A 26,513-nucleotide genomic window follows, 5' to 3' on the forward strand; every position below is an offset into this window, starting at 1 on the left:
TGATCTATATTACCTGTTTATCTTGCACTTTTTTCTCCCTCGCGCCATCTAAACCTATGCCACGCAATATGTGATTGATTTTTCAGCAAGCCCTATATAGCCTTTCTCAAAAAGATGAGGTATGACTGGCAGCCCACACAACCCTTCGACTAAGAGGGCTGAAGCCCAACAACGTACCTCATCTTTCTGACAACCGCTATACCACCTTTGAAATTCTTGGTCAGGGGGAAATTATTGAGTAAGTGGTTGCCAAATTCAGCCCTGATGTACGCTACATAACCACAATTTGCTTTTGGGTAAAACACATGGCAATTCCTTTTTCGTAGTAAGCCGCCTCGTTAATAAAAATTGGATAAACAATTGATTTACCTTCATACAAGACCGACTCGCCCTCAAAGGTCAAAAACATCGGATCGCCCGGATTCAATGCTTCATAATCTCTCGATTGTAGCTGAGGATGAATCATTGCCTGAATTTCTCCAGAGTTGTTTCTCGGATAGTCGATCGCCCGAATGCTTTGATAAATAGTCAGGGAATTATTGACAACGGGCATTGTGCCTAGATTGTAGGCTTCTGTGCAATCTAATATTGTCCCGATAACTTGCTCGGTTTGCTGAAACCAAGACGCATCTAAAACACCTTGCGCGACTGCGCCAACTTCCAGCGTACCGCCTAACTCAGAAATCGATCGCAACAAAGGACTATCTTGATGATTGCTTGGCGAAGCCAGTAACTTGAGGTGAGGATAGATAGAGGTTAAATAAGCTGCTAGTTGCAGGTTAAAGGGATGCTGGCTGGCGAGAATAAATGTTAGCCCCATGTTCGATGTGGTGCTGTGCAAATCGATGATTAAGCTTTGTTGCTCGGTGTTTTTTGAGCTAAAAATGTGGTATATCTCTTTTGCCCGCTGGGCTTCGTAGCTGGAGAGGTGGGGATTTTCTAAATCTTGCTGGCGAAAGCAGCGGTTGAGGTCGATATCGATGTAGCGTCTCCCAATTTCGCAGGCTTTGGGGTTGGCTAGCAGGGCGATTGTTTCAAAAGTCGATCGCCCAATTAACTCTGGCGCGCGATCGAATTTCTTCACAAGGTAAACTCCTGTGAGTTCGTTTCCGTGGGTTCCTCCCACTATGGCAACACGTTTAATTTGATTCATAAACAAACAAGTTTCTATGCCAAGCCTACCATCATTTCAGTTCTCTTGGTAACACAGACCTCAGAAACCGGGTTTCTTTCCGTATTTATCGTCACCTAACCAAAGATTAATAAAAACCCGGTTTCTCGCCCCCTGCGTAAACAACTGATATATGTCATTGCGACGAACGAAGCAATCTTAGTCTTGGCGATTGCTTCGTGCCTCGTAATGACAATTGCGGACGTTTATTTATAATAGAAACCCGGTTGCTCATCTCAATTTGCCAATTTTTCCGGATCTTCCAAATTCCTGCCTGAATAGAAACAAGATGGCGGGGAAACACACGCGGAGACTCAGGATATGACGCGCGATGAAGCACTACGACGAATTAATCTAGCTACTGATAAAAAAATTACAAAACTTGATTTGTCGGGATTAGAGTTGCAGGAATTGCCACCGGAGATTGGCAAATGTATGCAGCTTGAAAGTTTAGATTTAAGCGGTATTGGCTTAACAGAAATCCCAGAAATTCTCTGCCAACTCTCTCATCTGTCAGTGCTTGACTTAAGTTACAATCAGATTGCAGCTATCCCAGATTTTATCGCCCAACTATCCAATCTGACAGACCTTGACCTCTATAATAATCGGATTGCTGTCATCCCAGAAGCACTCGGAAAACTGTCAAAGCTGAAACTGCTCGATCTCAGTTACAATCAGATTACCGAAATCCCAGACTCTCTCGCCCAATTGTCGAATCTGACAGACCTCGACCTGTATAATAATCAGATTACCGAAATCCCCGACTCTCTCGCCCAATTGTCGAATTTGACAAAGCTTTACCTCACGCACAATCAGATTGCAGCCATCCCAGGGGCGCTAGGAAAATTAGCGAATTTGACACAGCTCAATCTCAGTAAAAATCAGATTGCAGTAATCCCAGAGGATCTAGCCCAATTGTCGCATTTGACAGAGCTTTACCTCCGATACAATCAGATTACAGCAATTCCAGAGGATCTCGCCCAACTCTCGAATCTGTCACAGCTTTACCTCAGCAGCAATCAGATTACAGAAATTCCCGAGAATCTCGCCCAAATGCCGAATCTGAGACAGCTTTACCTGAATGATAATCAGATTACAGCAATCCCAAGGGCGATCGACAGCATGGAGAATCTAGAAAAACTCGATTTGCGGGGGAATCCGATTCCAGGGGGAATTTGATATGCTTGTTGGAGCGATCGCCATCGCGCAGAAATCGATCGCATTATAGTTTCCCATCAAACCGAATAGTAGAATAGTAGATAGCTAAAAGAGGGATTTTAGATATGGGACTGAATGAGTATTTTGATTTCTTAGCAGCGGATGATATTCGCATTAAAGGACATCGCATCGGGATTGAGACGGTGCTGTATGAGTATTTGTATCGGGAACGCACCGCCGAAGAAATTCAGCAACTCTATCCATCTCTAACTTTAGCAGAAGTTTACACAACTATTTTGTATTATTTGCTAAACAAAGAATCAGTAAGTCAATATATACAAGATTGGTTAGAATGGTCGCATCAGCAGCGAAAAATACAAGCAGCAAATCCTCATCCGGCTGCGGAAAGATTGCGAAAATTAAAGGCAGAACGGGAAAGGCAAACTGCGATCCAGGGTGCTTGAGAAATGGCGCTTAAATATTTGATGGATGAGAATGTTACGCCAATTTATGCGACACAACTTCGCCGGAAACGCCCGGATCTAGTAGTTTGGGCAGTGGGCGACATTGGTACGCCTCCGAAAAGTACGCTCGATCCGGATATTTTGATTTGGTGTGAGGATAATCGTTTTATTTTAGTGACGAACAACCGCAAGTCAATGCCCGTTCATCTGGCAGATAATATGGCGGTCGGCAGACATATTCCAGGGATTTTCATTCTCAACTCAGATTTAAGTATTGGGCAAAATATTGAGGAATTAATTTTAATTGCTGATGGTTCATTCGATGATGAATACCAAGATCAGATCGTCCATCTCCCGCTAACATAAACCGAGTGGCCAGAAACCGGGTTTTTGCGAGAATTGTTGGTGACAGCGCAGAAACCCAAAAAAACCCGGTTTCTTAGATTGTCGCGGGGGCCAGAAACCGGGTTTTTGCGAGAATTATTGGTGACAGCCCTAGATATGGGAAAAAACCCGGTTTCTACGGGTGGTGATGCGTAGGCCAAGCAGGACACGGCAATGCCGTTTCCCTACGATAATTTTCGGGTAGGGAAACGGCACTGCCGTCTCCTCTTTCGGGCCGTGTGGTTGATTCATTTCCCCACCAACCAAAAAATCCTGTCACAATCAAATGAAGACTACGGGGAGACAAAAGATATGACGCGAGAAGAGTTGTTGCAGTTAATCGACAAAACGGCTGATGAGGTCCAGACAGAATTGCGATATTGTTCTACTCTATCCATACTTTTACTAATTAATTAATTTGTCGTATTCTGCGTGAGTACCAATCCAGAACCAGAGAATTCCTTGCTTGATTTCTTGACCTAAAGCTCGATGACTTTGCCCAGCTCGAACTGACCAGTATTTGCCAACTTTTTTAAAGTGTAAAGATGGGTGACTGGGATCTACTTTGAGGAGTTCATAAGCGCGATCGGCGGTGGATTGCACATTGTCTGGCAGTGCAGCATAGCAACTCCAAAAACGGCTGGTTGTATAGTGCATTAGATTACCCGGTATTGCCCTGATTCAAATTCAGCTAGTGCTTCTTCTGCCAGAGAATCTAGTTTACCTGCAAGGATGTCTTGTTCGAGCTGTTCGCTCCAGCGTTGATAGTCTAAATCTAGCAGCCATTGCACCAGTTTTTGATAGTCGCCGGCAGGTAGTTTGAGGATTGCGGCTTCGATTTGCTCAATAGTGGACATAAAAGCTTTATGTTTGGGTTGCTTATTTATTATAACAATGGAAGTTGGGCGTTATCTTAGATTCGCGCGGTGCCCAGAAACCGGGTTTTTACGAAAATTGTTGGTGACAGCGTAGAAACTCAAAAAAACCCGGTTTCTTAGATTGCGCGAGGGGCCAGAAACCGGGTTTTTGCGAAAATATTTGGTAACAGCCAGAGACATGGGAAAAAACCCGGTTTCTACGGGTTGTGATGCGTAGGCCACGGAGGAGACGGCAATGCCGTGTCCCTACGATGATTTTCGGGTAGGGAAACGGCACTGCCGTCTCCGAATTCCGGCCGTGTCGTGATTCTTTGGTTGTGATGCGTAAACCCAGAAACCGGGTTTTTATCAGAATTATTGGTAACAGCCAGAGACATGGGAAAAAACCCGGTTTCTTAGATTCCTCGCGGGCAAAACTCCCCACCAACCAAAAAAATCCTGTCACAATCAAATGAAGACTACGGGGAGACAAAGGATATGACGCGAGAAGAGTTGTTGCAGTTAATCGACAAAGCGGCTGATGAGGGCTGGAAAATATTGGACTTGCGAGGATTGGAATTGGAAGAATTGCCAGATGTGATCGCCCAGTTGTCTAATCTGACATTACTTGACCTTAGTTACAATCGGATTACAAAAATTCCCGATGCGATATCACAACTTTCCAATCTGACAGGACTTGACCTCAGTTTCAATCAGATTACAGAAATTCCTGATGCGATCGCCCAACTTTCCAATCTGACGGAACTTGACCTCGGTGGCAATCAGATTACAAAAATTCCCGATGCGATATCACAACTTTCCAATCTGACGGAACTTGAACTCACTAGCAATCAGATTGCGGAAATTCCCGATGCGATATCGCAATTGTGCAATCTGACATTAATTTACCTCGGTGACAATCAGATTACAAAAATTCCCGATGCGATATCGCAATTGTCTAATCTGACATTAATTTACTTCAGTAACAATCAAATCACCCAAATTCCAGAAGCCATTTGCCAATTGTCCAATCTGACAGAAATTGACCTCGGTGGCAATCAGATTACAGAAATTCCAGAAGCCATCTGCCAATTGTCCAATCTGACAGAAATTGACCTCCGTTTCAATCAGGTTACAGAAATTCCCAAAGCAATCGCCCAACTGTCCCATCTGACATGGCTTGACCTTCGTTTCAATCAGATTACAGAAATTCCTGATGCGATCGCCTCCTTGTCCAATCTGACAGGACTTTACCTCAGTAACAATCAGATTACAGAAATTCCTGATGCGATCGCTCAACTGTCCAATCTAACAACACTCGATCTTGAGAACAATCAGATTGAAAAGATTCCCGAATGCTTAGAAACCCTCCCAAAACTTGAAAAACTCGATCTTCGTGGCAATCCCCTACCCATTTCTCCAGAAGTTCTCGGCGACACAGAAAACCCCGGTACTCCCGCCGCCATTTTCAACTACCTCCGCCAACTCCGTAGGGAAGTCCGCCCCCTCCACGAAGCCAAATTCCTGATCCTGGGAGAAGGCAGCGTCGGCAAAACCTCCCTGATCAACCGCCTCACCCACAACCAATACAACCCCAACGAACCCCAAACCGACGGACTCAACATCACAAACTGGCAAATTACAGTCAACACCAAACCCGTCAAACTCAACGTCTGGGACTTCGGCGGACAAGAAATCTACCACGCCACCCACCAATTTTTCCTCACCAAACGCAGCCTCTACCTCCTCGTCTCCAACTGCCGCACCAGCGAAGACGAAAACCGCCTCGAATACTGGCTGAAACTGATCGAAAGCTTCGGCGACGCATCCCCCGTCATCCTCGTCGGCAACAAATGCGACGAACAACCCCTGGATCTCAACCGCAAAGCCTTGCGCGATAAATATCCCAACATCAAAGCGATTATCGAAACCTCCTGCCAAAGCGGCACCGGCATCGACGAACTCCGCAGCGCCATCCACACCGAAATCTCCCAACTCAAAGAAGTCTACGACCTTTTGCCGCTAAGCTGGTTCCAAGTCAAGCAGCGCCTGGAAAACCTCGACAAAGACTTCATCAGCATCAGCGAATACGCCACCATCTGCGCCACCGAAAACATCCTCGCAGAAACCGACCAAACCCAACTCATCGGACTGCTGCACAACCTGGGCATTGTCCTCAACTTCCGCGAACACCCCATCCTGCAATCCACCAACATCCTCAATCCCCACTGGGTGACAGAAGGCATCTATGCCCTCCTCAGCGACGACGCACTTAAAGTCAAAACCAAAGGCATTCTCACCTACGCCGACCTCAGCCGCATCCTGGACTCAACTAAATATCCCAGCCACCGTTACAACTGCCTCACCGAGTTGATGGGCGAATTTCAACTCTGCTTCCCCCTCAGCCATTGCACCCCACGGACTTTCCTCATCCCCGGCATTTTGCCGAAAGAAGAACCGGAAAACACCGAACTCCAAGGCGAAACCCTGGAATTTCAATATCACTACCGCATCCTCCCCGACAGCATCCTGTCGCGTTTCATCGTCCTGATGCACGAGAAAATCCACAACTGCACCCACTGGCGCACGGGGGTAATGCTGGAGTACACCGAAGGCGCTGAAGTGTACAATATCGCCCGAATTAAGTCTGACCCGGAAGATGAGAAAATCTCGATCGCCGTTAGCGGGCGGGAATCGACGCGGCGTTCTTTTCTGAGTTTAATTCGCGATACGTTTACCAAAATCCACAATTCTTTTGCGAATCTGGAAGTCAGTCAATGGGTGCCGGTTCCGGGTTATCCCGATGCCGATCCGCTGGATTACGAGGAGTTGCTAGGATTGGAGGAGATGGGCGAGAATACGGTGCGTGTCGGGAAACTTAAACTTAAACTGGATTTGCGGCCTTTGTTGGATGGGTATGAGTCGATCGAACTTCGGCGCATCAGGCAAAGGGGTGATGACAAATACGGCAGAGAATATGACGACCTTGTAGATATCGCTAAACTAGCTGTTAGTAGACCTATTAATAATAAAGCACAAGTAAACATGACTCAAGATTCTTCCCAAACCAACAACTTGCAAGGTGCACAAATCGGCAACTTCGCTAAAGAAGTGAAAGATACTGCCCAACAAACAGCCTCCGACTTCATTCAGAACAATAATGCCAATACGGCAGAACTTCTGCAACTAATTTCATCGATGCGCGAAACCGCGACGCAGTTTCCCGAAGACATTCGCGATGGGATAATTATTGATATTGAAGATGTCGAAGCTGAAATTAAGAAGCCGGAAAGCCAATGGAATAAAGCTAGGTTAAAGAAGAGCTTGACTGCGATGATTGCGGCGGGTACTGCGATCGCGATTCCGATCGCAGGGATGACTGATTTTGCTAGTAGTGCGATCGATCTCGGTCAAAAAGTTGGTATCGAAATCAAGCTACCGCCAGCACGGTAAATATGGCCCAGAAACCGGGTTTTTTACGAAATACTTCGTTCCAACCCACAAATTCGCTGAAAACCCGGTTTCTTTATTCAGAGTGCATCATTCCTATTGTATTTAGCGGTTAAGAGGTATGATAGTAATAAGTAAGTTATTTATCAATTGATTATGTCTGCCAGAGATGTTTTTCATGAAGTTGTCAAAACAGCTTTGCAAAAAGAAGGCTGGCATATTACCCACGATCCGTTTCCGATTAGTGTGGGCGGTGTCGATATGTCGATCGATCTGGGAGCAGAAAGGCTGATTGCAGCAGAAAGGCAAGGCGAAAAAATTGCCGTTGAAGTTAAAAGCTTTTTGACAAAATCGTCGGCAATCTCCGAATTCCACAGAGCTTTGGGGCAGTTCATTAATTACCGAGCTGCACTGAAAGAAAAAGAACCCGATCGCATTTTGTACTTGGCTGTGCCATTAATAACTTACGAAGAATTCTTTCAACTAGATTTTCCGAAAGCAAGAGTGGAGGAAAATCAGCTAAAAATGATAGTTTATGATACAGCAATTGAGGTAATTGTTAAATGGAAAAACTAATCAAATATCGGCAAATTGTACAGCAAATGTTAATGGAGTACGGCAACCGCAAACCTGCCCACGGAGATATTGAAGTCGAGACAATTCTTGATACAGAACGAGATCATTACCAAATCTTCTATGTGGGCTGGGACAAACAGACTAGAGTGCATCACTGTAGCATTCACATTGATATCAAGGGCGGGAAAATTTGGCTGCAATGGAATGCGACTGAAGATGATATTGCTGAAGATTTAGTCATAGCCGGAGTTCCCAAGGAGGACATTGTGTGGGGATTTCAGCCGCCGTTTATGCGAAAGTTTACTGGTTATGCAGTAGAATAGATCGCGAATGATGAAATATGCTTGCTACTTGTTGCTATTAATCTGTTTTTTCTGCGTCGCGCTTCCGGCTGAGGCTTCTGTCTGTCGCAACTATCAAGGGCGCGAGATTTGCATTGTCGATATCAAGCGCAGTGCGAAAAACTACTGGGAATACAGGGTAATTCTGAGTGTTGATGGAGTCAAGCAGCCTCTGGAAGTCTACAATTGCCGCAGCCACAGTACAGTTAAGCAAGATGGCACGGTTTTGGCGTTTGGACAAAACAATCCTGGTGAATTTGTCTGCCGTTTTTTCAATAGGAAATAGAAAACTTTTTCAATCAACTCTTGTTGTTGTAATCAGATGTCTTATATTATAATGAGTGTCTGTCTGTTTTGCTCTTCATTCTTCTTTTATCTGTTTTATGTGCGGTACTGGAAATGGCGGGATTGTATCGAGGCTGCTAATTCTAGCTGTATCACGCCAGATGGCGATATTCTGATTGGCGGTGGTGCTTTTTGGATAGTTCCAGCAGTTGTATTTTTCGTGCCTTTTGCTGTAATTCTCTGTTTGAATTTCTGGAGGAAATGTAGAGTTACAGAAGGCGATGAGGATAATCAGAAATGAATCATTTTGTTTGCGGCTGTATCGGAATTATTTAACCGCAGAGGGCGCAGAGGACACAGAGAGAGAAGAGAGAAGTCAATAGTTCAGATGCTGTCGGATTTGATATCATCATTTAAATTGTATGTTTGGGACGGGCTAGAAGCCCATCCCACTAATGACAATTACAGCGGTACTTGTGTACATCCTAGGGTTAGAATTTCCCGTCAACTGCTGACACGCAGCGTTCGCAAATTACCGGATGCTCGATCGACTCTCCGACATGAGTAGAATAGTTCCAGCATCGATCGCACTTTTGGCCGTCTGCTTTAACTACACCAATCGCCAACTCTGGAGATTGGTAACTGTACGGCAATTCCTGCATCACTGCATTCGATTCTATCAGTTCCACTTCCGAAGTAATGAACAAGTAGCGCAGTTCGTCTACACCGTTGCTACCATTTGCAGAATGGTGGTGTACAGCTATTTCCGCAGGAATTTCTGCTTTGGGCGCGATCGCACTTAATTCTGCTGTCGGGATTTCAGGTATTTCTGCAAACACTTGTTCGACTGGGGCTGTTTGTGCGATCGCCTGTACTGGTACAAGGGCTGTCTCTACTGGAAGTGAAAGCACAATCTCCTGTGTTTCTACCAGTACCAGCGCCGTTGACTTTCCAAGCACATCTGCTGTCAGCGAATCAATTGTTTGTGCCATTTCTTGGCGGCTTTCTGCAAACAGCAAGTGACGGAAAGCAAACCAGATTGTAAACAAGATACCGATGACTTCAAACAAGCCGCCCAGCAGCGGAATCTGATTCATTGTATCCAAAACCGCCAGGGTGACTCTACCCGTTATCACCACAGAAGCTAACAGCCCAAGTGTTACCAGCAATGTTTGGTATTCTGTGAAAAAGTTGCCGGCATAGTTAGGCAAATCCGCCACAAACTGGGCGCTTTTATCTAACATTTCCTGCAAATCTAAAGCAGATGCTTCTGGGGCAGAATATTCTACAATCTCAGAAGCTGCATCGCCCTTGGCGACAGTTTCTTCCTCAACATGAACTGTCTTTTCTGTCAAGACTTTGGCAACACTTGCTGCTTGTGATTCTTGTTTGTCTTGTACTGCTTTGGCTTTCTCGTCTTCTGCTAGTTGGATGGCTGCATTTTGCGATCGCACATAATCCATCAATCCTTCGCTGCTGGGATTCAAAGCTTGCAATTGCGCTCTTTTTGCGACATCGGGAACGTACAATAAAACCTTAGCTTCCAAAGAAGAACCGATCGCCTTTTCAGTCCTCGCCTGTTCCAAAACCTTGTTAACTTCGCCGCGTACTTGCCGTAAATACTGCCAGCGAGTCGCCAATTCTGGATTGTGCCATTTAGCATCTAGTTGCACCCAACCAGCCTCAAATACTGACTTGTACGGTGTTTGATAAGGAATGTACTGCCAAATATCCTCAGCCATGTGACACAACACAGGTGCGATCGCCCGTGCTAAATTTTCGACTGCGATCGCAATTACCGTCTGACAACTGCGGCGGCGGCGCGCATCTGTCGAACTGATGTAAAGTCGATCTTTGGCAACATCCAAGTAGAAATTAGACAAATCCACGGTACAGAAATTCTGAACTGTTTGGAAGAATCGGGAAAATTGGAAACTTTCAAAAGCTTCTTGAACTTCCGCAAAAACTTCGCCCATTCTGTGCAACATATAGCGATCGAGTTCCGGCAAATCCTCGAAAGCAACGGCATCTTTTGCCGGATCGAAGTCGTGCAAATTCCCCAGCAAAAACTTCGCTGTATTCCGAATCTTGCGGTAAACATCCGATTGCTGTTTGAGAATGTTTTTGCCCAAAGGCACGTCGGCGGAGTAGTCTACCGAAGACACCCACAATCGCAAAACATCGGCGCCATATTCCTTAATTACTAACGCCGGATCGACGACATTGCCTTCAGATTTGCTCATCTTACGGCCTTTTTCATCGAGTACAAAACCGTGAGTCAAAACTGTTTTGTAGGGAGCGACGCCGTTAGTTGCTACACTGGTAAGTAAGCTCGATTGAAACCAGCCGCGGTGTTGGTCTGAACCTTCCAAATAGATATCAGCAGGATAGTTTAATTCCGATCGCCCTTTCGCTACAGCAGCCCAGGAAGAACCCGAGTCAAACCACACATCCATCGTGTCTGTGCCCTTGCGGTAAGTGCGACCGTTGTTGCGGTATGATTCCGGTAGCAATTCGGCGATCGACATTTCCCACCAAGCATCGGAACCGATCTCGGCAAAAATAGCTTGCACGTGCGAGATCGTCTCTTCATTTAACAGAGGTTCGTTGGTTTCTTCGTCGTAAAACACGGGAATCGGCACGCCCCAAGTCCGCTGGCGAGAAATACACCAATCCGATCGATCGCTAACCATAGCCGTGATCCGATTTTCCCCTTGGGCCGGAATCCAATTTACACCGGAAATTGCCTTTAACGCTTCGTCGCGGAACCCTTCAACGGAGGCAAACCACTGTTCAGTCGCCCGAAAAATCGTCGGTTTTTTAGTCCGCCAATCGTAAGGATAGGAGTGAGGATAAGCTTCCTCTTTAATCAAACAATTTGCTTCGGCAAGGGCATCAATGACTGCGGCATTGCCGTTTCCGAGGACATTTAAACCTGCAAACTGTCCAGCTTCGGCGGTGAAATTTCCGTTCTCATCGACGGGCGTTAAAACTGGCAAACCGCAGCGTTTTCCGACGATAAAGTCTTCTTGTCCGTGGCCGGGTGCAGTGTGCACCAATCCGGTTCCTGAGTCAGCGGTAATGTAGTCGCCACCGGCAACGATCGGGCTTTCGCGATCGAACAACGGGTGTTTGTAGGTGGAACCTTCTAAATCTTTACCTGGGAAGGTAGCCAGGATTTTTAATTCAGTATTCAAAGTTGCCGACAGTCGATCGACCGCATCGACAGCAACTAACATAAATTGTTGTGCAATGTGGGAATTTGCCGGCGGTTCCACCACTGCATACATCAGTTCGGGATTAACTGCGATCGCCAAGTTAGCCGGAATCGTCCAGGGGGTAGTCGTCCAAATCGCCGCCCAGAGGCTCGGCATATAGCGCTTGAGCTTCGTTTGCAGGGATTTTGACAATTTTCTCACGTGAAAGCCGACGTAGATGCTGCGCGAGACGTGGCCTTCGGGATATTCTAATTCAGCTTCAGCGAGGGCTGTTTTCGAGCTCGGACTCCAGTGCACGGGTTTGAAGCCGCGGAAGATGTAGCCTTTGAGCACCATTTGACCGAAAACGCCGATTTGAGCCGCTTCGTATTCGGGTTTCAGGGTTAAATACGGGTGTTCCCAGTCGCCCCAAACGCCGTAGCGCTGAAAGGATGTGCGCTGCTGCGCCATTGTTTCCTGGGCGAAGGCGGAGGCTTTGCGGCGGAGATCGATCGGAGTAAGATTTAGCCGATCGTCCGACTTCATGTTTTGCAATACCTTAAGTTCGATCGGCAATCCGTGACAATCCCAACCGGGTACATAGCGGACTTTTTTACCGCGCAGCATTTGGTAGCGGTTGATAAAATCCTTGAGAATTTTGTTGAGGGCGTGGCCGATGTGGAGTTGTCCGTTAGCGTAGGGCGGGCCGTCGTGGAGGACGAACAAATCCCCTGGGTTATTGTGCGAAAGGCGATCGTATATTTCTTGATCTGCCCAAAATTGTTGCAATTCTGGTTCACGTTTGACGGCGTTGGCGCGCATATCAAACTTGGTTTTGGGCAAATTTACGGTGTCTTTGTAGGATTTTGCTTCCATTGTTCAGAAACGTTTTTTGTACTTAGTTGTTAGTAGTTAGCGGTTAACTGAGAGTTGATATCAAGTCCGATTAAATAATCATAATTAAGTTTGTAGTGAGGACTTCAGTCCTGTTTCGTCCTTGAAGGGCACACAACCAGATATTCTAGTATAAGCGATCGACCGCACATTCGCTCAAACCAAATCCGTAACATACCCTCTCCTCTCTAACTCTGCGCCCTCTGCGGCCTCTGTGGTTAAAAAATCATTCATAAATCCAGGTTACGCTACGGAGTCAGCCAACTGAACATTTGACCAACAGTCAGATTCAGGGCTTCAGCAAAAGCCGGGACAGGGATGCGATCGCGCCCCGTTGTTCAAACAGTGTTATGGTGCGATCGGCGATCGACTGCACATTCGCTCAAACCAAATCCGTAACATACCCTCTCCTCTCTAACTCTGCGCCCTCTGCGGCCTCTGTGGTAAAAAAAATCATTCATAAATCCAGATTACGCTACGGGGTCAGCCAACCGAGCATTTGACCAACAGTCCAGTCCCATAGGATTCTCGCGACTTAAAAACCAATACGCTTGGGTGAGAATTGCCATAGCGAGGAACGAAGCAATCGCAGTATCTATTCTTGACAGTTTTATCTCGATTATTTTAGCAATTTGTCAGGTATGTTAGCTAGCGGAGCGATCGTTTTTTTAACCGCAGATATCAGCGGATGAACACAGATGAACGCAGATGGAATTTCATCTGCGTTTATCTGCGTTTATCTGCGGTTAAAATTAGGTTTTCTTCTTCAACCCAAACCCAAATCAGTTACAGCGCCGACACTGCTAGAAGAAACCAACTTAGCGTATTTAGCCAAAACACCCTTAGTATACCGGGGTTTAGGAGCTTGCCAAAGAGCGCGCCGCCGCTCTAATTCTGCATCATCAACATTGAGCTGTAACAAGCGATTCTTAGCATCAATCGTAATTGAATCGCCCTCATTTACCAGAGCAATTGTGCCGCCAACTTGCGCCTCGGGTGCAACGTGACCGACAACCATGCCGTAGGTTCCGCCGGAAAAGCGACCGTCAGTAATTAACCCCACAGAATCGCCTAAACCTGCACCAATAATTGCCGAAGTTGGTGCTAGCATTTCGCGCATTCCCGGCCCGCCTTTGGGCCCTTCGTACCTGATGACAATGACATCTCCGGCTTGAATTTTGCCAGCCAAGATTGCAGCTAAACAATTTTCTTCCGATTCAAATACCCGCGCTGGGCCGGTGATTTGCGGTTTTTTAACACCTGTAATTTTAGCAACCGATCCTTCTGTTGCCAGATTTCCCCGGAGAATTGCTAAATGTCCTTGGGCGTACATCGGATTGTCAAGAGGGCGGATGACATCTTGATCGGCGCGGGGTTCGCTGGGAATATCTGCTAGGGATTCGGCAATTGTTTTACCTGTAATTGTCAGCGCATCTCCATGCAGCAAACCGCGTTCCAAAAGCATTTTCATTACTAGAGGAATGCCGCCGGCTTTGTGCAAATCGGTTGCTACGTATTTGCCGCTTGGTTTGAGATCGCACAATACGGGTACTTTGGCTCTAATTGTTTCAAAATCGTCGAGGCACAACTCAACGCCGATCGCATTTGAAATGGCCAACAAATGCAGCACCGCATTCGTTGAACCGCCGATCGCCATAATTACCGCGATCGCATTTTCAAAGGCCGCTCGTGTTAAAATTTGGCTGGGTAACAACTGTTTGCGAATTGCTTCGACCAAAACTCTTGCAGATTCCGCAGCGCTGTCGGCTTTTTCAGCATCCTCAGCAGCCATTGTCGAAGAATAGGGCAAACTCATCCCCATAGCTTCAAAAGCGCTGGACATCGTATTTGCCGTGTACATTCCGCCGCAAGCACCAGCGCCGGGACAAGCTTTTTGTTCCACTGCGTTGAGCTCTGTTTCGTCAATTTTGCCGGCGCTGAATTGACCGACTGCTTCAAAAACGCTGACGACAGTTAAATCGCGTCCGTTGTGGTGTCCCGGTTTGATCGTGCCACCGTAGACAAAAATAGCAGGAATGTTCATGCGGGCGATCGCAATCATCGCCCCCGGCATATTCTTATCGCAACCGCCCACAGCCAGCAACCCATCCATACTCTGGCCATTGCAAACCGTTTCAATCGAATCTGCAATCACATCTCTCGACACCAGAGAATATTTCATCCCTTCGGTTCCCATCGAGATTCCGTCGCTGATAGTAATCGTACCGAACATTTGTGGCATGGCGCCGGCTTCTTTTGCACCCGCCTGGGCCCGCAAGGCGAGGTCGTTCAATCCCATATTGCAGGGCGTAATCGTGCTGTAGCCGTTGGCAATGCCCACAATGGGCTTAGTGAAATCGCCGTCGCCAAAACCCACGGCGCGCAGCATGGCGCGGTTGGGCGAACGCTGCACGCCCCCAGTCACCGCTTGGCTTCTTAAATTCTCAGGCATTCTCAAACTTCCTTTGTCTGTTTTTCTTATATCTTGACGCTATTTTTGATTCTCTCAGAATCGCTGACCTTGAGGGAGCCCTCTAGAATAGATTCGCACAGCAGTGCCAAAATTCTACAGATACTGAAGCGTACAGGGTGAATACGGTGGTTATCTGGGATGATGTGAGAAACCCATCACTCTAACGTTTGAAAAAAAATTGCGAGGCTAATGACATGGAGGCCGATCGAATTCTGAGGCAATATGCGGCCGGAGAAAGAACTTTTCGAGAGATTAACCTCGCGGGAGCCGACTTAAAAGGGGCAAACCTCAGCGAGGCTAATTTTACCCGAGCGAATTTCCAAAACGCAAACCTCAAAGGCGCTAACCTAACGGGAGCGAACTTGCGCGAGGTGAAATTGGGTGGGGTGGACATGACGGAAGCCAACCTCACCGAAGCCAATCTCATCGGTACCGATTTGACCCGCGCCAATCTCAGCGGGGCTAACCTGGTGGGAGCAAACCTCCGCGGCTCAATGGCGAGAGAAGTCAACATGACTAAGGCAAATTTGACGGAAGCAAATTTGACAGAAGCCAACTTTACCGAAGCGAATTTGTTTGCGGCTAACTTAACCGAAGCTAGTATGATTCGCACTAATTTGATGAAGGCCAATTTGAGTTGGTCAACTCTCAAAGCTGTAAACCTGACAAATGCTATCCTCAGCGATTCGCTTTTAGAAAGAGCCAATCTGACTCAGGCAATTCTCAGTGGGGCGATGCTGAGCAGGGCCAACCTGACTGGTGCAGACTTGCGTCAAGTCACGATGGTTGGAGCTAATCTCAGCGAAGCTAATCTGAGCAATGCTAATTTGAGAGTTGCCAATATGAGTTGGTCAACTCTGCGCGGTGCTAACTTGAGCGGTGCTAATTTGTACCGGGCGAAGCTGTGTTGGTCTAATTTGAGCGGGGCTGTTTTGGTGGAAGCTGTTTTGATTGATGCTAATCTCAATCGAACTAACTTCCGCGATGCAGATTTGAGGCGGGCAATTATGCCTGACGGGGCTACTAATGACTCTCAATAATCTTGAGTTGTGAGTATTGATTAATGTTATTGGTTATTGGTTATTGGTTATTAGCAGCCCCAAGCGAGTAACAAACAACAAATAACAAATAACAAATAACTAATGACTATTAACTAATGACTGTTAGCGAATTATTGATTCTGGGTGCTGCCGGACTGTTTGCCGGTATTCTAGCTGGTTTTTTGGGTATCGGCGGCGGTACGGTGCTCGTGCCGTTGTTGGTGGCTCTCAAGTATGCTCCGGTGCAAGCGGTTGCTACTAGCGGTTTGTCGATCGTAATTACGGCTCTTTCTGGCAGCATCCAGAATTGGCGCATGGGCTATCTCAACTTGAGTCAAGTCGCAGGCATCGGATTTCCCGCCGTCATCACAGCACAAATTGGTGCTTATTTGGCGGGGATATTTCCTCCTTATTTGCTGTTAGTTACTTTTGGGTTGTTGCTGTGGCTGAATATTTATTTGATTGAAGTTCGCAAGCGCCTGACTGCTAAGAAAGTGGAAGAAGAAGGGGAAGGGGAAGACACGAAAGAATCTGGCTCAATTCCCAATTCCCAATTACCCATTACCAATTCCCAATTACCCATTACCAATCACCAATTACCCAACAATTCAAGTATTCTATTTAATCCAACTTTTGCTAAAATTGCGACTGGCAGTGCTGCCGGTTTATTGGCAGGTTTGTTCGGTGTAGGCGGTGGTGTGATTATGGTTCCCTTGCAAATTTTGCTGTTAGGGGAAAGCATTAAAAAGGCAATTCAAACGAGTTTGGGCGTCATCGTGATTACGGCAATTTCGGCGACGGCGGGACACGCGGCGCGCGGGAATGTTTTGTGGGTTGTGGGGTTGATTCTTGGGTGTGGCGGTTTGTTGGGCGCGCAAATCAGCACCAGGTTTTTGCCGAGATTGTCCGATCGCACTATTAGTTTAGCCTTTCGATCGCTCTTAGCAATTTTATCAATCTATATTTTCTGGCAAGCTTGGCAAAAATTTCGTTATTAGTTATTAGTTATTAGTTATTAGTTATTTGCAAGGGTTAGATAGTCTCCGCTATCAGACTATAAAATTAGTTCGTAGTGAGGACTTTAGTCCTCATAAATCAAGGACTAAAGTCCTCACTAAAAACATTTTTTCTTATCGGTAATTGAGCGGATCTGAGATTACTTGCGATCGGTTATTGGCAGCAAAGCCACAAGACAAGGCAAATAACAAACAACCAATAACAAACAACCAATAACCAATAACCAATGACTACTGACTGAGTTTCTTGACGGCGCGAGTCAAGCGCAGCAAATAAGGCTTGACAATTTCTTGATTTTGTCGCTGCAACTCGGAAACTTGCTCCTGCAAGTGCTGAATTTCGGTTTGCAGCGTCGCTGTATCTATTGTCGGTCGATCGAGCAAATCCTGCAATTGCTTCAGAGAACCTTGGATTCGATCCAAGTCTACTTCGTTCGATCGCTCCTGCAACTCTGCTGTAATAGTTCTAACCTCAGTTAACTTCTCGTCTAGCAACAAAAATCGGACGTTGACATTTTCCCAATCATGCTCTCTGAGGGCGCTATTTTCCAGAATGCGGAGTTTTTCCTGCAAATCCGACAGGATGCTGTAGAGTTCTTGAGAATCGGCAGGAAGTGCCTGCGCTTGGCGTTCGAGTGCGGCTACCGCAGCTTGTATGTCGGCGATGGCGCCGGATTCCAAAATACCGAGTTTTTGTTTTAAGTCGGAGACGGTAGAATCAAGTTTGGTAAGTTCTCCAGGTAGTTTCTGAACTTGCTGCGATCGAGCTTCTGCGGAGGCCTGTACCTCTGCGATGGCAGAATTTGCCTTTTGTTGAATTTTTTGCTCAAAACGCTGGCGATTGGCGAGATTCAGCGAGAGTGCTGCGGTTAGCGGGGCGGCAGCGTAGAGAATTTGCCCCGACAATCCCGCAGCAATGGTACCAATCGCTGAACCGGCAATAGAGGCGTATTCTGCCAATTCTAGCCAATCCTGCTGGTTTGGGGAAATTCTCATCGTGGGGAATGATGCGTCTTCGATCTTCTGCATAGCCTTTTAGTCGTAGTCTGATAGATTGCGATACCGACATGATAAGAGCGATCGGCAAATAAATCAGGGCTATTTTTGACACTCCCCACGGCTGTCGCCGGGGGATTCTCCAAGCCGAACTTGGAAGGGATAGGCAAATATCCCCCTAGACCCTTCAAATCAACTACCAATACTAGAGGTGTTGCAGTTGGGCTTACTTTTAGTTTTTCTTTTGCTTTGGGAGTCCATCACAAGCCAGATAGGTACGCTCCTCAACCTGCCATTATTTGCCCTTTCTAAGTATTCCGGTTCTAGCCGGATATCTGAGTTGCCGGGATTTCTCCGTACTAGGATGATTCAACGCGCAGACGGTTATTCATACTCACCCAATTACATTACCATGCTTAGTCCCCAAATACAATATTTACTGGCGGTTAAAACCGCAGACCGACTAATCCCCACGTCTCAAGCCGGGGGCTTGCGTCTAGTTTTCTGGTCAAAATTTCGGGATTATCATATTTCTATCGGCAGCTCTGCTGAATAATTTTTGCTTTCAACACGGCCAGTCTCAGGTAAAATTCAGGATATGTCGATCGCCTAAAACTTAACCGACAACCGTTAACCGCCGTCTGTCAGGAGTATACAGAAAATGGGTCTCAAGATTATTGAAAGCTACGATAGCAGTTTTGTCCTGGAACCGGATGCTAAAGCCGCACTCTTCCATTCACTAACAGGTGAAAGCTTTCTCCAACAAATAGCGATGCAATTGCAGTGCTCGCGGATTGAGTTTGCCGAGTTACTTTTTCAGCCAGTCCCTTACAGCAGCGAGACGCCCAAGGGAATGCCTGCGGAATTTGAAAAGTATCACGAATCGATCGATTTTGCGATCGTCAACGTCCCGCCTAATTTCATGTTTCAAGCCAAAATATTTAAACCCAGCCGCCTCTGTGCCGTTTATCGCATTTTCCAAAGTTAGCTAAAGGCTAGTTAATCTGTGGTTTAATCTAAAATCTAAAATCTAAAATCTAAAATCGGATGACAGAAGACATTCAGCCTCTCGCCAGCTTACAATTCATACCATACATTGACTCAGAAGGGAAATTGCCTGAATTTGTCCAGGGTAAAATCGGCGTCTATGCGATTTTCGACAACGATAAAATGCTGCAATTTGTCGGCTATTCTCGGGATACTTACCTCAGCCTCAAACAGCATTTAGTACGCCAACCCGAACATTGCTACTGGCTAAAAGTCCAAACTATCGACAAGCCCAGCCGCACTATTCTAGAAAGCATCCGAGCGAGTTGGATTGCCGAAAACGGTTCCCAGCCCCAGGGCAATGGTACCGATGCTACCAAGTGGAACGATCCCATCGATACCAAAACTGTCATGACTTCGCAAGAAGTAGCAAATTATGAAGGTATAGTCGCCGATGAACTTGCCAAAGATAAATTGTTGAAAAATGTAGCGCGCCGCGTAGAAAATGAAATTTTAGCGCTGCTCAAATCTCGCGGTGTAACTGAAGAAATCCGGTTTAATCCCAAGCTAAAAACTAGCGGCTTGCTGGATTTGAAGTAAATATGCTCTCAGGTTAATTCTCCACAATAAACCCTGTTTGTAGTGAGGAATTCAGTCCTCTCTTTAAGGACTAAAGTCCTCACTACGAACCTTTTTGTAGTGAGGAATTAACTTTTTTTCTAAGGACTAAAGTCCTCACTACGAACCTTTTTGTAGTGAGGAATTAACTTTTTTGTCTAAGGACTAAAGTCCTCACTACGAACCTTTTTGTAATGAGGAATTAACTTTTTTATCTAAGGACTAAAGCCCTGACTGCGAACTTATAACATTTTAAGATTTATAGCAACCGCCACATCGGGTGCGGACACAAATAACCTAATGAATAGAGCCGATATCCGTCAAGCAGAAATGATTTGATTCCCGTACTGTCAACTGTCAACTGTCAACTGTCAACTGTCAACTGCTATAACAGATATCGGAATCTGCAAAATGAACTCTGTCCCCCCGCCGGGAGCAGAAATACAACTGATTTTACCTCCATGTTTTTCTACTATAATATCGTGACTGATTGCCAAGCCCAATCCAGTACCCCGGCCGACAGGCTTGGTAGTAAAAAATGGGTCAAATATCCGGTGGCGCACTGCCTCGCAAATCCCGCAACCGTTATCGGCAATTAAAATCATAACGGACTGAAACTTTTGAGTTGCCAAGTTTGAATTTGGATTGTACAACGCAGGTTCTGAATCTGAACTTACTGAAGTGCTGATGGTAATTTTTCGGGGATAAGGTTGAGATTCCAGGGCATCAATAGCATTGATTAGCAGATTCATAAATACCTGATTTAATAGACTGGCATAACAGGTGATTTTTGGCAGTTTACTGTAGTGTTTTCTCACTTCAATCTCACCGATATTGTTGGCTCCTTTGAGGCGGTGTTGCAAAATAACTAAAGTATTGTCAATGCCTTCATGAATATCCACTGGCTTGCACTTTTCTTGGCCCAGGCGGGAGAAGTTGCGAAAAGACAGCACAATCTCGCTAATTCGAGAAGTACCTTCTTTCATCGAACTTAGCAGTTTTGGATAATCATCTGCAATGAATTCGGGTTGAATTTTTTCCAATTCGCCGACAATTTCTGCCACGGGATGCGGGTAGTAATGTCGGTATAATTTTATGAGGCGAACCAAGTCTTGTGCATAGTCAGCAGCCATAGTAATATTGCCGGAGATAAAGTTGACTGGATTGTTGATTTCGTGAGCAATCCCTGCGGCTAGTTGCCCTAAAGAAGCCATTTTTTCCTTCTGTATTAACTGAGATTGAGTCTTCTTGAGTTCAGTTAAAGTTTCTTCGAGTTGCTGCGCGTAGGATTGTGTTTGCTGCAACAACTGGCGCTGCAAGAGTTGATTTGAGACGCGCGCCAAAACTTCTTGTTCTTGAAAAGGTTTTGTGATATAATCTACACCGCCAACTTCAAAGGCTTTGACTTTATCTAACACTTCATTTAAAGCGCTGATAAAAATGACGGGAATGTCTTTGGTGGTGGCAGAAGCTTTTAAAATTTCGCAGACTTTGTAGCCGTCCATACTGGGCATCATGATGTCCAGCAAAATCAAGTCAGGAGGTGTTGATTCGATCGACCTTAGGGCTAGTTGACCGTCGGGTGCAGTGCGTGTTTTGTAGCCATGCCTCGATAGTATTTTAGCTAGAAGGTGCAAATTATTCGGAACATCATCAACAATTAAAATATTCCCTTTTAAGACGGGAGTTGCTTCGTAATTCATATCTAGTCTGGTAAAATAACCTTTGTAGGTTTGTAGTGAGGACTTTAGTCCTCAAAGTTTGATGAGGACTAAAGTCCTCACTACGAACCCGATCTAATATCATTTTTATTTGGTTGAGGGACGGATGAGAGCTAGTATTTGATTGAACTGAAACTCGTTAGCTAAGGCGGCGAGAGCGGTAGCTAATGGGTCATTTCGATCGCGAATTTGCTCTATTTGACTGAGAATCAGCTCTAAATCGCACTCAATAGTGGCTTTTTCTAAAGCTGTCAGCCAATCCGTTGGTAAAGCTGCAACGTTTTCTGGAGTCGGAGCCTCGATTTGAGTTGGCTCCGGCACACTCTCCGGTTCATCGTAAATGTAACGCACTCCGAGATGTTTGTGGAGGGTGGCAAAGATGTCTGTCTCTCGAAAGGGTTTGTGGATAAAGTCATCCCAATTATTTGATACAGTAACGGTTCGGGCTTCCTCGGCGTTGGCGGCACTCACGGCAATAATGACGGTAGTTTTACCTTTAACGGTGGCTTTAATGCGTTGCGTGGCTTCACCTCCATCCATTACGGGCATCCACATATCCATAAAAATTAAGTCCGGCTCAAAACTCGTCCACACTTCAATGGCTTCTACACCATTACAGGCTTCTTTGAGCTCAAAGTCAAAGGTTGCAAGGATTTTGAGCAGTAGTTGGCGGTTGTCCTCGCGATCGTCCACAATCAATATACGATAGCGCGGTTGGTTGGATTCTAGGGCGATCGCCCGACGCGACGGCTGTACCAGTTCAATCGCCGCCGCCTCAACTGCGCTGACGGGGATATCAAAGGCGAAGGTGGTCCCGTGTCCTACTTTACTGCGTACAGTAATGATGTCGCCCATCAGCTTGACAAAGTGTTGGCTGATGGCCAGCCCCAAACCGGTTCCCTGCTGAGATGTTTTTCCTGTTTTGGTTTGGACAAAGGCTTGAAAAAGCTGGTCTAACTCATCGGGAGTCATGCCGCAGCCTGTATCTTCTATTTCAAAATGTAATTTGTAATTGATTGGTAATTGCTGATTTTCCTGTTCAATTACCGAACTTACTCTTACTGCAATGCCTCCTTCCTTCGTAAACTTAATAGCGTTAGAAAGCAGATTAATTAAAACTTGGCGCAACTTAACTTGATCGGCGTGCAAATATTCTGGAATATTCCTAGAGTAGCTAAATATTAACTCCAATTGTTGCTCGCGCGCCTGAAGTTGGAACATCTCTTCCACCTCGTTTAGCAGTCTGCTTAATTGAAAGTCTGTTGGGTTGAGTGTAATGCGTCCTGCCTCTATTTTGGCTAAATCTAATATTTGATTGATCAGAGTTAGCAAGTGTTCTCCGCTGCGGTTGATGATGCCGATATTTTCCTGTTGTTCGCGGTTGAGGTTGGCGGATCGCTGCATCAATTGGGAGAATCCCAGAATTGAGTTAAGAGGGGTGCGTAATTCGTGGCTCATGTTGGCCAAAAAAGTGCTTTTCGCGAGGTTGGCTGCTTCTGCTGCTAAGGCGGCTTGTTGGAGCTGTACGGCTTGCTGTTGAGTGGCTTCGAGTAATTGAGCTTGTTGTAAAGCGACTTCGAGTTGAGTGCTAATTTGCAGCGCGATATTGATTTCTGCTGCGCGCCAAGTGCGGGGCCCAGAATTTTGATAGCTGGCGAGCAAACCCCAAAGTTGACTGCCGCAGAATATGGGGCAAATAATGTAGGCTCTGGCTTGAAATTGCTCTAACACTTCCACGTAACAAGGAGTAAATCCAGCAGTGTATATGTCTTCAACCATGCGGTAACAAACACCTATATCGTAGATACCGCCTTGATTTTTTTGTAGGTAGGTATCTCGTACTCCTTCACCGCAGGCTTGTAAGTTTGTCGCCGCACAGCGAAAGTCGGTGGCGAGATTGTTTGGTAAATTAAGTTCGTCCAATTGTTGTATCACAGATATCCAACCCTCCCCCATTGACTCGGCAACAAATTCGCCACTCCAATCTGGATTAAAACGATAGATAGCGACTCGATCGCATTTGAGTGTTTCTCGCAATTCTGAGGTTGTGGTTTGGAATATGGTATCAATATCTAAGGACTGACGGATGCGATCGATCGATCGCCCGATTGCTTGTTCCCGCTGGGCGCTTTCTCGCAAAGCTGCCTCGGCTTGTTTGTAAGCGGTAATATCCAAGACAGTGCCAAACCAACGGAGCAACTGCCCTTTTTTATCAAAAACGGGTTTCCCTCTGACTTCCATGTAAGTGAGCGAGCCATCTCTGCGGATCAGGCGCAGAGCGAGTTCAAAGCTTTTTTTACTGATCGATCGCTCCTGAAGCATTGTTAGATAGGGCGATCGATCTTCGGGATGAAAACGATCGACTAATTCTGGGGTTGCTACGGGTTTTTGAGTCGGTTCGATCTCGAACATACGATAGAGTTCTTCACTCCAAGTGCTTGTTGCTTGGCCTATATCGTATTCCCAACTGCCAATCCTGGCAATTTTTTGGGCTTCCAGCAGTCGGGCTTCAGCCAACTGGCGATCGCTAATGTCCCTGGCTACCCAAACCACAGAGCGATCGGACAATGGCGAAATTTTAGCAGCAAACCAAACTTCTTGGTTGTTAATCTGCATCCTGTAATCAAAATTTATAGTTTGCTGGGTTTCTAATGCCTCTTGAACTTGAGTGAAATAAATGTCTTGGGAACTCTCACTAAAAATTTGTTCGAGGATAGAGTCGAGCTGCTCTGTCTGAGTGTAGTCTTGAAAAATTCCCCTAGTTGGTATAACTTGAATTGTTTTTTCTGGCAATTCTAAAATTAGTATAATATCTGCAATTGACTCAAATATTTTTAGAATTCTTTGAGTAGAACTGTCAAGTTTTTGTTCTATCAATTTGCGTTCGGCAACTTCCTCATGTAATAGTTCGTTAGCACGAGCTAGGTCAGCAGTACGTTCTGCAACTTTGGTGGCTAAAGTGCTATTGTAGTCAGTTAATAGTTTTTCAGATTGTTTGCGCCCTGAGATGTCACTAAAAGCATTGATGGCATAAATAATCTTGCCGCCTGCATCGAAAACTGGTGTGGCGCGCACCTCAAGCTTAATAATTTCCCCATCTCGATGAATTTCTAAATCCTCAACAAGTACCGTTTCACCCCGCAGCGCTCGGAAGGCAGGAATTTTTTCAGTTGGACAAAGCTGGTTTTGGTGGTAGATTTGATAAACTTCTGCCATTTTTTCTAAAGTCGCATCGGGAATATTTTGTACGCCGCTCAAACGCTTGGCAGTTTCGTTTAAGTAGACGACTTTACCCGAGGCATCGTGGATAGATATCCCGGCTGGTATGGCTTCTAAAAATTGCTTGAGTTGGCTCTCGCTTTGCGCTAAAGCTTCTGTTAAAGATTTTTGTTCGGAAAAAGCCTGTTGCAGTTGCTCTGCCATCAGATTGAAGGAATTGGTGAGGTCTCCGAGTTCATCGAAGCGTCTAATTTCTAAAGGTTGATGCCATTCTCCTTTTCCTAGATTTTTGGCGGCGGTATTCAAGCGCAGAATTGGCTTTATTACCCAACGGGCAGTCAACAATCCGATCGCGATCGCCAACACCAGCGTACCGACGCACAACCCCAATGTATTGCGGGTATTCGCTTCAATGCGAGCCATGAAATCCGACTCTGGTACCACCACCACAATCAACCAATCCAAGCCATAGGCATCTCCATAAGGAGCGACGCTGACAAACTGCCGAGATCCATTACTCGTCATGGTAAATTGCTGAGCTCTATCCAGCGAACTTAAGTTGGTAAAGCGGTTGGTGAGTTGCCGAGCAATGTCTCGGGTGCGGGTATCCTGGCTGTTGGTGGCTAGCAATCGCGTGGGTGGCTGTTTTTCTTGCTTGACAAAGGGTGTTTCTAGGGTGGATGTAGCAACCAGATTGCCCGATCGCTCCATAATAAAAGTCTGTCCCGATTTAGAGAAGTAGAGGCGATCGAGAAAACTGCTAATTGCCGACAGCGCATAATTTGAAGTAAAAACCCCCCGCCATTCGCCAGCATCCTTGATGGGAGACACCGCAAAAATTCCTAACGTCGGCATAGCGTTGAAAACAACAATTGGCGACCAAGTTTGTTTGTTGGAGGCTTTGGCCTGGCGAAACCAAACTGTTTCGCGGTTATCCATAGGGATGCTATAGAGCAGTTTTAGGGGATTGCCTTTGGAGTCAACCGAGTAGTATTGCATTTTACCCAAGTCGGTACTTTTCATACTGCAAAAAAAACGCGTACCGATTGAGAATTTCTCCCCTGTCTCTTTTGTGACTTGTTGCACAAATTCCTCGCTCATCAGGCGCCCGTACCCAATTTGTTCTCCTCGCTCATTGACAAAAAAGCTCGATTGCAGAGCGGGGTTGAAGATTATTTGCTGCCAAAGTTGCTGTCGCAGTTGCTGAGTGTTGTTGAGGTTCAGCATTCCTTGTTCTACTGCTAGACGGTTGGCTGCTACGGCATTCTGGGGGGCGTTGAGGTAGTTGCTGAGCCGATCGCCAATTCGCTCTCCTACTTGTTCCATTAACTGCTGTGCTAGATCCTCGACGGATTCCCGGCTGCTTTTGAAAGAAAGATAACCCACTAGCCCGACAGCGCTGACTGTTAGCAACACAAAGGGAACAATCAGAACTGTTCGCAGGCGAGGTTTGCTGAAAATTTCGGCGGCTGCTGGGTGGTTGAGGGGATAAATCGGCATGGCGCGATCGAGGAGTTGGGCTGGCGATCGAATTTTAACTTTTGCAGTCTTCTGCGAGGTTAATTTCTAGGTATGTAGTTGCGCTTAAGCGCTCTTGATTTAGGTATGTAGTTGCGCTTAAGCGCTCTTGATTTAGGTATGTAGTTGCGCTTAAGCGCTCTTGATT

20 protein-coding genes are annotated in these 26,513 nt (G+C 46.1%); 12 read left to right on the forward strand and 8 right to left on the reverse strand.

Annotation, left to right across the window (positions count from 1 at the left end; genetic code table 11):
* Positions 1-271: 271 nt before the first annotated feature.
* Entirely contained in the window at positions 272-1,153 is an 882-nt protein-coding gene (locus JGK14_RS23860) for an aspartoacylase (RefSeq protein WP_293178591.1), read from the reverse strand.
* A 339-nt stretch (positions 1,154-1,492) separates the two neighbouring features.
* On the opposite strand from JGK14_RS23860, the gene JGK14_RS23865 reads away from it, so the two are divergent.
* The 3 genes from JGK14_RS23865 to JGK14_RS23875 all read left to right on the forward strand — a co-directional run bounded on the left by JGK14_RS23865 (position 1,493) and on the right by JGK14_RS23875 (position 3,159).
* Complete coding sequence (locus JGK14_RS23865; RefSeq protein WP_325315570.1) at positions 1,493-2,350, forward strand: leucine-rich repeat domain-containing protein; 858 nt, start codon at positions 1,493-1,495, stop codon at positions 2,348-2,350.
* A gap of 104 nt (positions 2,351-2,454) precedes the next feature.
* Positions 2,455-2,793 carry a DUF433 domain-containing protein gene (locus JGK14_RS23870; RefSeq protein ID WP_293196977.1) on the forward strand — a complete coding sequence of 113 codons (339 nt, stop codon included), beginning with the start codon at positions 2,455-2,457 and terminating at the stop codon, positions 2,791-2,793.
* Between the two features lie 3 nt (positions 2,794-2,796).
* Positions 2,797-3,159: a DUF5615 family PIN-like protein gene (locus JGK14_RS23875; protein ID WP_293196978.1), complete on the forward strand. Its 363-nt coding sequence runs from the start codon at positions 2,797-2,799 to the stop codon at positions 3,157-3,159.
* 423 nt (positions 3,160-3,582) lie between these two features.
* Here JGK14_RS23875 and JGK14_RS23880 read toward each other — a convergent pair whose 3' ends face one another.
* Both JGK14_RS23880 and JGK14_RS23885 read right to left on the reverse strand, forming a co-directional pair.
* Positions 3,583-3,834 carry a ParE family toxin-like protein gene (locus JGK14_RS23880; RefSeq protein ID WP_325315571.1) on the reverse strand — a complete coding sequence of 84 codons (252 nt, stop codon included), beginning with the start codon at positions 3,832-3,834 and terminating at the stop codon, positions 3,583-3,585.
* Positions 3,834-4,034: a hypothetical protein gene (locus tag JGK14_RS23885; protein ID WP_325315572.1), complete on the reverse strand. Its 201-nt coding sequence runs from the start codon at positions 4,032-4,034 to the stop codon at positions 3,834-3,836. Before JGK14_RS23885 ends, JGK14_RS23880 begins: the two co-directional genes overlap by 1 nt.
* A gap of 498 nt (positions 4,035-4,532) precedes the next feature.
* Here JGK14_RS23885 and JGK14_RS23890 point away from each other — a divergent pair, with 498 nt between their 5' ends.
* The 5 genes from JGK14_RS23890 to JGK14_RS23910 all read left to right on the forward strand — a co-directional run bounded on the left by JGK14_RS23890 (position 4,533) and on the right by JGK14_RS23910 (position 8,987).
* Entirely contained in the window at positions 4,533-7,487 is a 2,955-nt protein-coding gene (locus JGK14_RS23890; RefSeq protein WP_325315573.1) for a leucine-rich repeat domain-containing protein, read from the forward strand.
* 153 nt (positions 7,488-7,640) lie between these two features.
* Complete coding sequence (locus JGK14_RS23895; RefSeq protein ID WP_293276672.1) at positions 7,641-8,060, forward strand: XisH family protein; 420 nt, start codon at positions 7,641-7,643, stop codon at positions 8,058-8,060.
* Positions 8,048-8,383 (forward strand): XisI protein, encoded by a 336-nt coding sequence (locus JGK14_RS23900; protein WP_293183425.1) that lies wholly within the window; start codon positions 8,048-8,050, stop codon positions 8,381-8,383. Before JGK14_RS23895 ends, JGK14_RS23900 begins: the two co-directional genes overlap by 13 nt.
* A 7-nt stretch (positions 8,384-8,390) precedes the next feature.
* Positions 8,391-8,687, forward strand: a complete 297-nt coding sequence (locus tag JGK14_RS23905) for a hypothetical protein (protein ID WP_293189409.1) — start codon at positions 8,391-8,393, stop codon at positions 8,685-8,687.
* Positions 8,688-8,723: 36 nt separating this feature from the next.
* Positions 8,724-8,987, forward strand: a complete 264-nt coding sequence (locus JGK14_RS23910) for a hypothetical protein (RefSeq protein WP_293189410.1) — start codon at positions 8,724-8,726, stop codon at positions 8,985-8,987.
* Between the two features lie 190 nt (positions 8,988-9,177).
* Here JGK14_RS23910 and ileS read toward each other — a convergent pair whose 3' ends face one another.
* Positions 9,178-12,759: an isoleucine--tRNA ligase gene (gene ileS, locus JGK14_RS23915; RefSeq protein WP_325315574.1), complete on the reverse strand. Its 3,582-nt coding sequence runs from the start codon at positions 12,757-12,759 to the stop codon at positions 9,178-9,180.
* A gap of 784 nt (positions 12,760-13,543) precedes the next feature.
* A complete protein-coding gene (ilvD, locus tag JGK14_RS23920; protein ID WP_293183419.1) occupies positions 13,544-15,229 on the reverse strand; it encodes a dihydroxy-acid dehydratase in 1,686 nt (561 codons plus the stop codon).
* Between the two features lie 215 nt (positions 15,230-15,444).
* Here ilvD and JGK14_RS23925 point away from each other — a divergent pair, with 215 nt between their 5' ends.
* On the forward strand, positions 15,445-16,290 hold the full coding sequence (locus JGK14_RS23925) for a pentapeptide repeat-containing protein (protein WP_293183417.1): 846 nt from the start codon (positions 15,445-15,447) through the stop codon (positions 16,288-16,290).
* A gap of 116 nt (positions 16,291-16,406) precedes the next feature.
* Positions 16,407-17,288, forward strand: coding sequence for a sulfite exporter TauE/SafE family protein (locus JGK14_RS23930; protein WP_293183415.1), 882 nt, complete (start codon positions 16,407-16,409; stop codon positions 17,286-17,288).
* A 249-nt stretch (positions 17,289-17,537) separates the two neighbouring features.
* Here the strand turns inward: JGK14_RS23930 and JGK14_RS23935 are convergent, their stop codons facing one another.
* Positions 17,538-18,335 (reverse strand): hypothetical protein, encoded by a 798-nt coding sequence (locus tag JGK14_RS23935; RefSeq protein WP_293196983.1) that lies wholly within the window; start codon positions 18,333-18,335, stop codon positions 17,538-17,540.
* Positions 18,336-18,963: 628 nt separating this feature from the next.
* Between JGK14_RS23935 and JGK14_RS23940 the strand changes: the two genes are divergently transcribed.
* Positions 18,964-19,290, forward strand: a complete 327-nt coding sequence (locus JGK14_RS23940; protein WP_293269360.1) for a hypothetical protein — start codon at positions 18,964-18,966, stop codon at positions 19,288-19,290.
* Between the two features lie 59 nt (positions 19,291-19,349).
* Positions 19,350-19,889 carry a GIY-YIG nuclease family protein gene (locus tag JGK14_RS23945; protein ID WP_293183410.1) on the forward strand — a complete coding sequence of 180 codons (540 nt, stop codon included), beginning with the start codon at positions 19,350-19,352 and terminating at the stop codon, positions 19,887-19,889.
* A gap of 389 nt (positions 19,890-20,278) precedes the next feature.
* On the opposite strand, the gene JGK14_RS23950 is transcribed toward JGK14_RS23945, so the two are convergent.
* Both JGK14_RS23950 and JGK14_RS23955 read right to left on the reverse strand, forming a co-directional pair.
* Complete coding sequence (locus tag JGK14_RS23950; RefSeq protein WP_293183408.1) at positions 20,279-21,610, reverse strand: hybrid sensor histidine kinase/response regulator; 1,332 nt, start codon at positions 21,608-21,610, stop codon at positions 20,279-20,281.
* Positions 21,611-21,715: 105 nt separating this feature from the next.
* Positions 21,716-26,347: an ATP-binding protein gene (locus JGK14_RS23955; protein WP_293183406.1), complete on the reverse strand. Its 4,632-nt coding sequence runs from the start codon at positions 26,345-26,347 to the stop codon at positions 21,716-21,718.
* Positions 26,348-26,513: the final 166 nt, after the last annotated feature.

The sequence above is a fragment of the Microcoleus sp. PH2017_28_MFU_U_A genome (assembly GCF_020738035.1).
In the GTDB taxonomy this organism is placed as follows: Bacteria; Cyanobacteriota; Cyanobacteriia; order Cyanobacteriales; family Microcoleaceae; genus Microcoleus.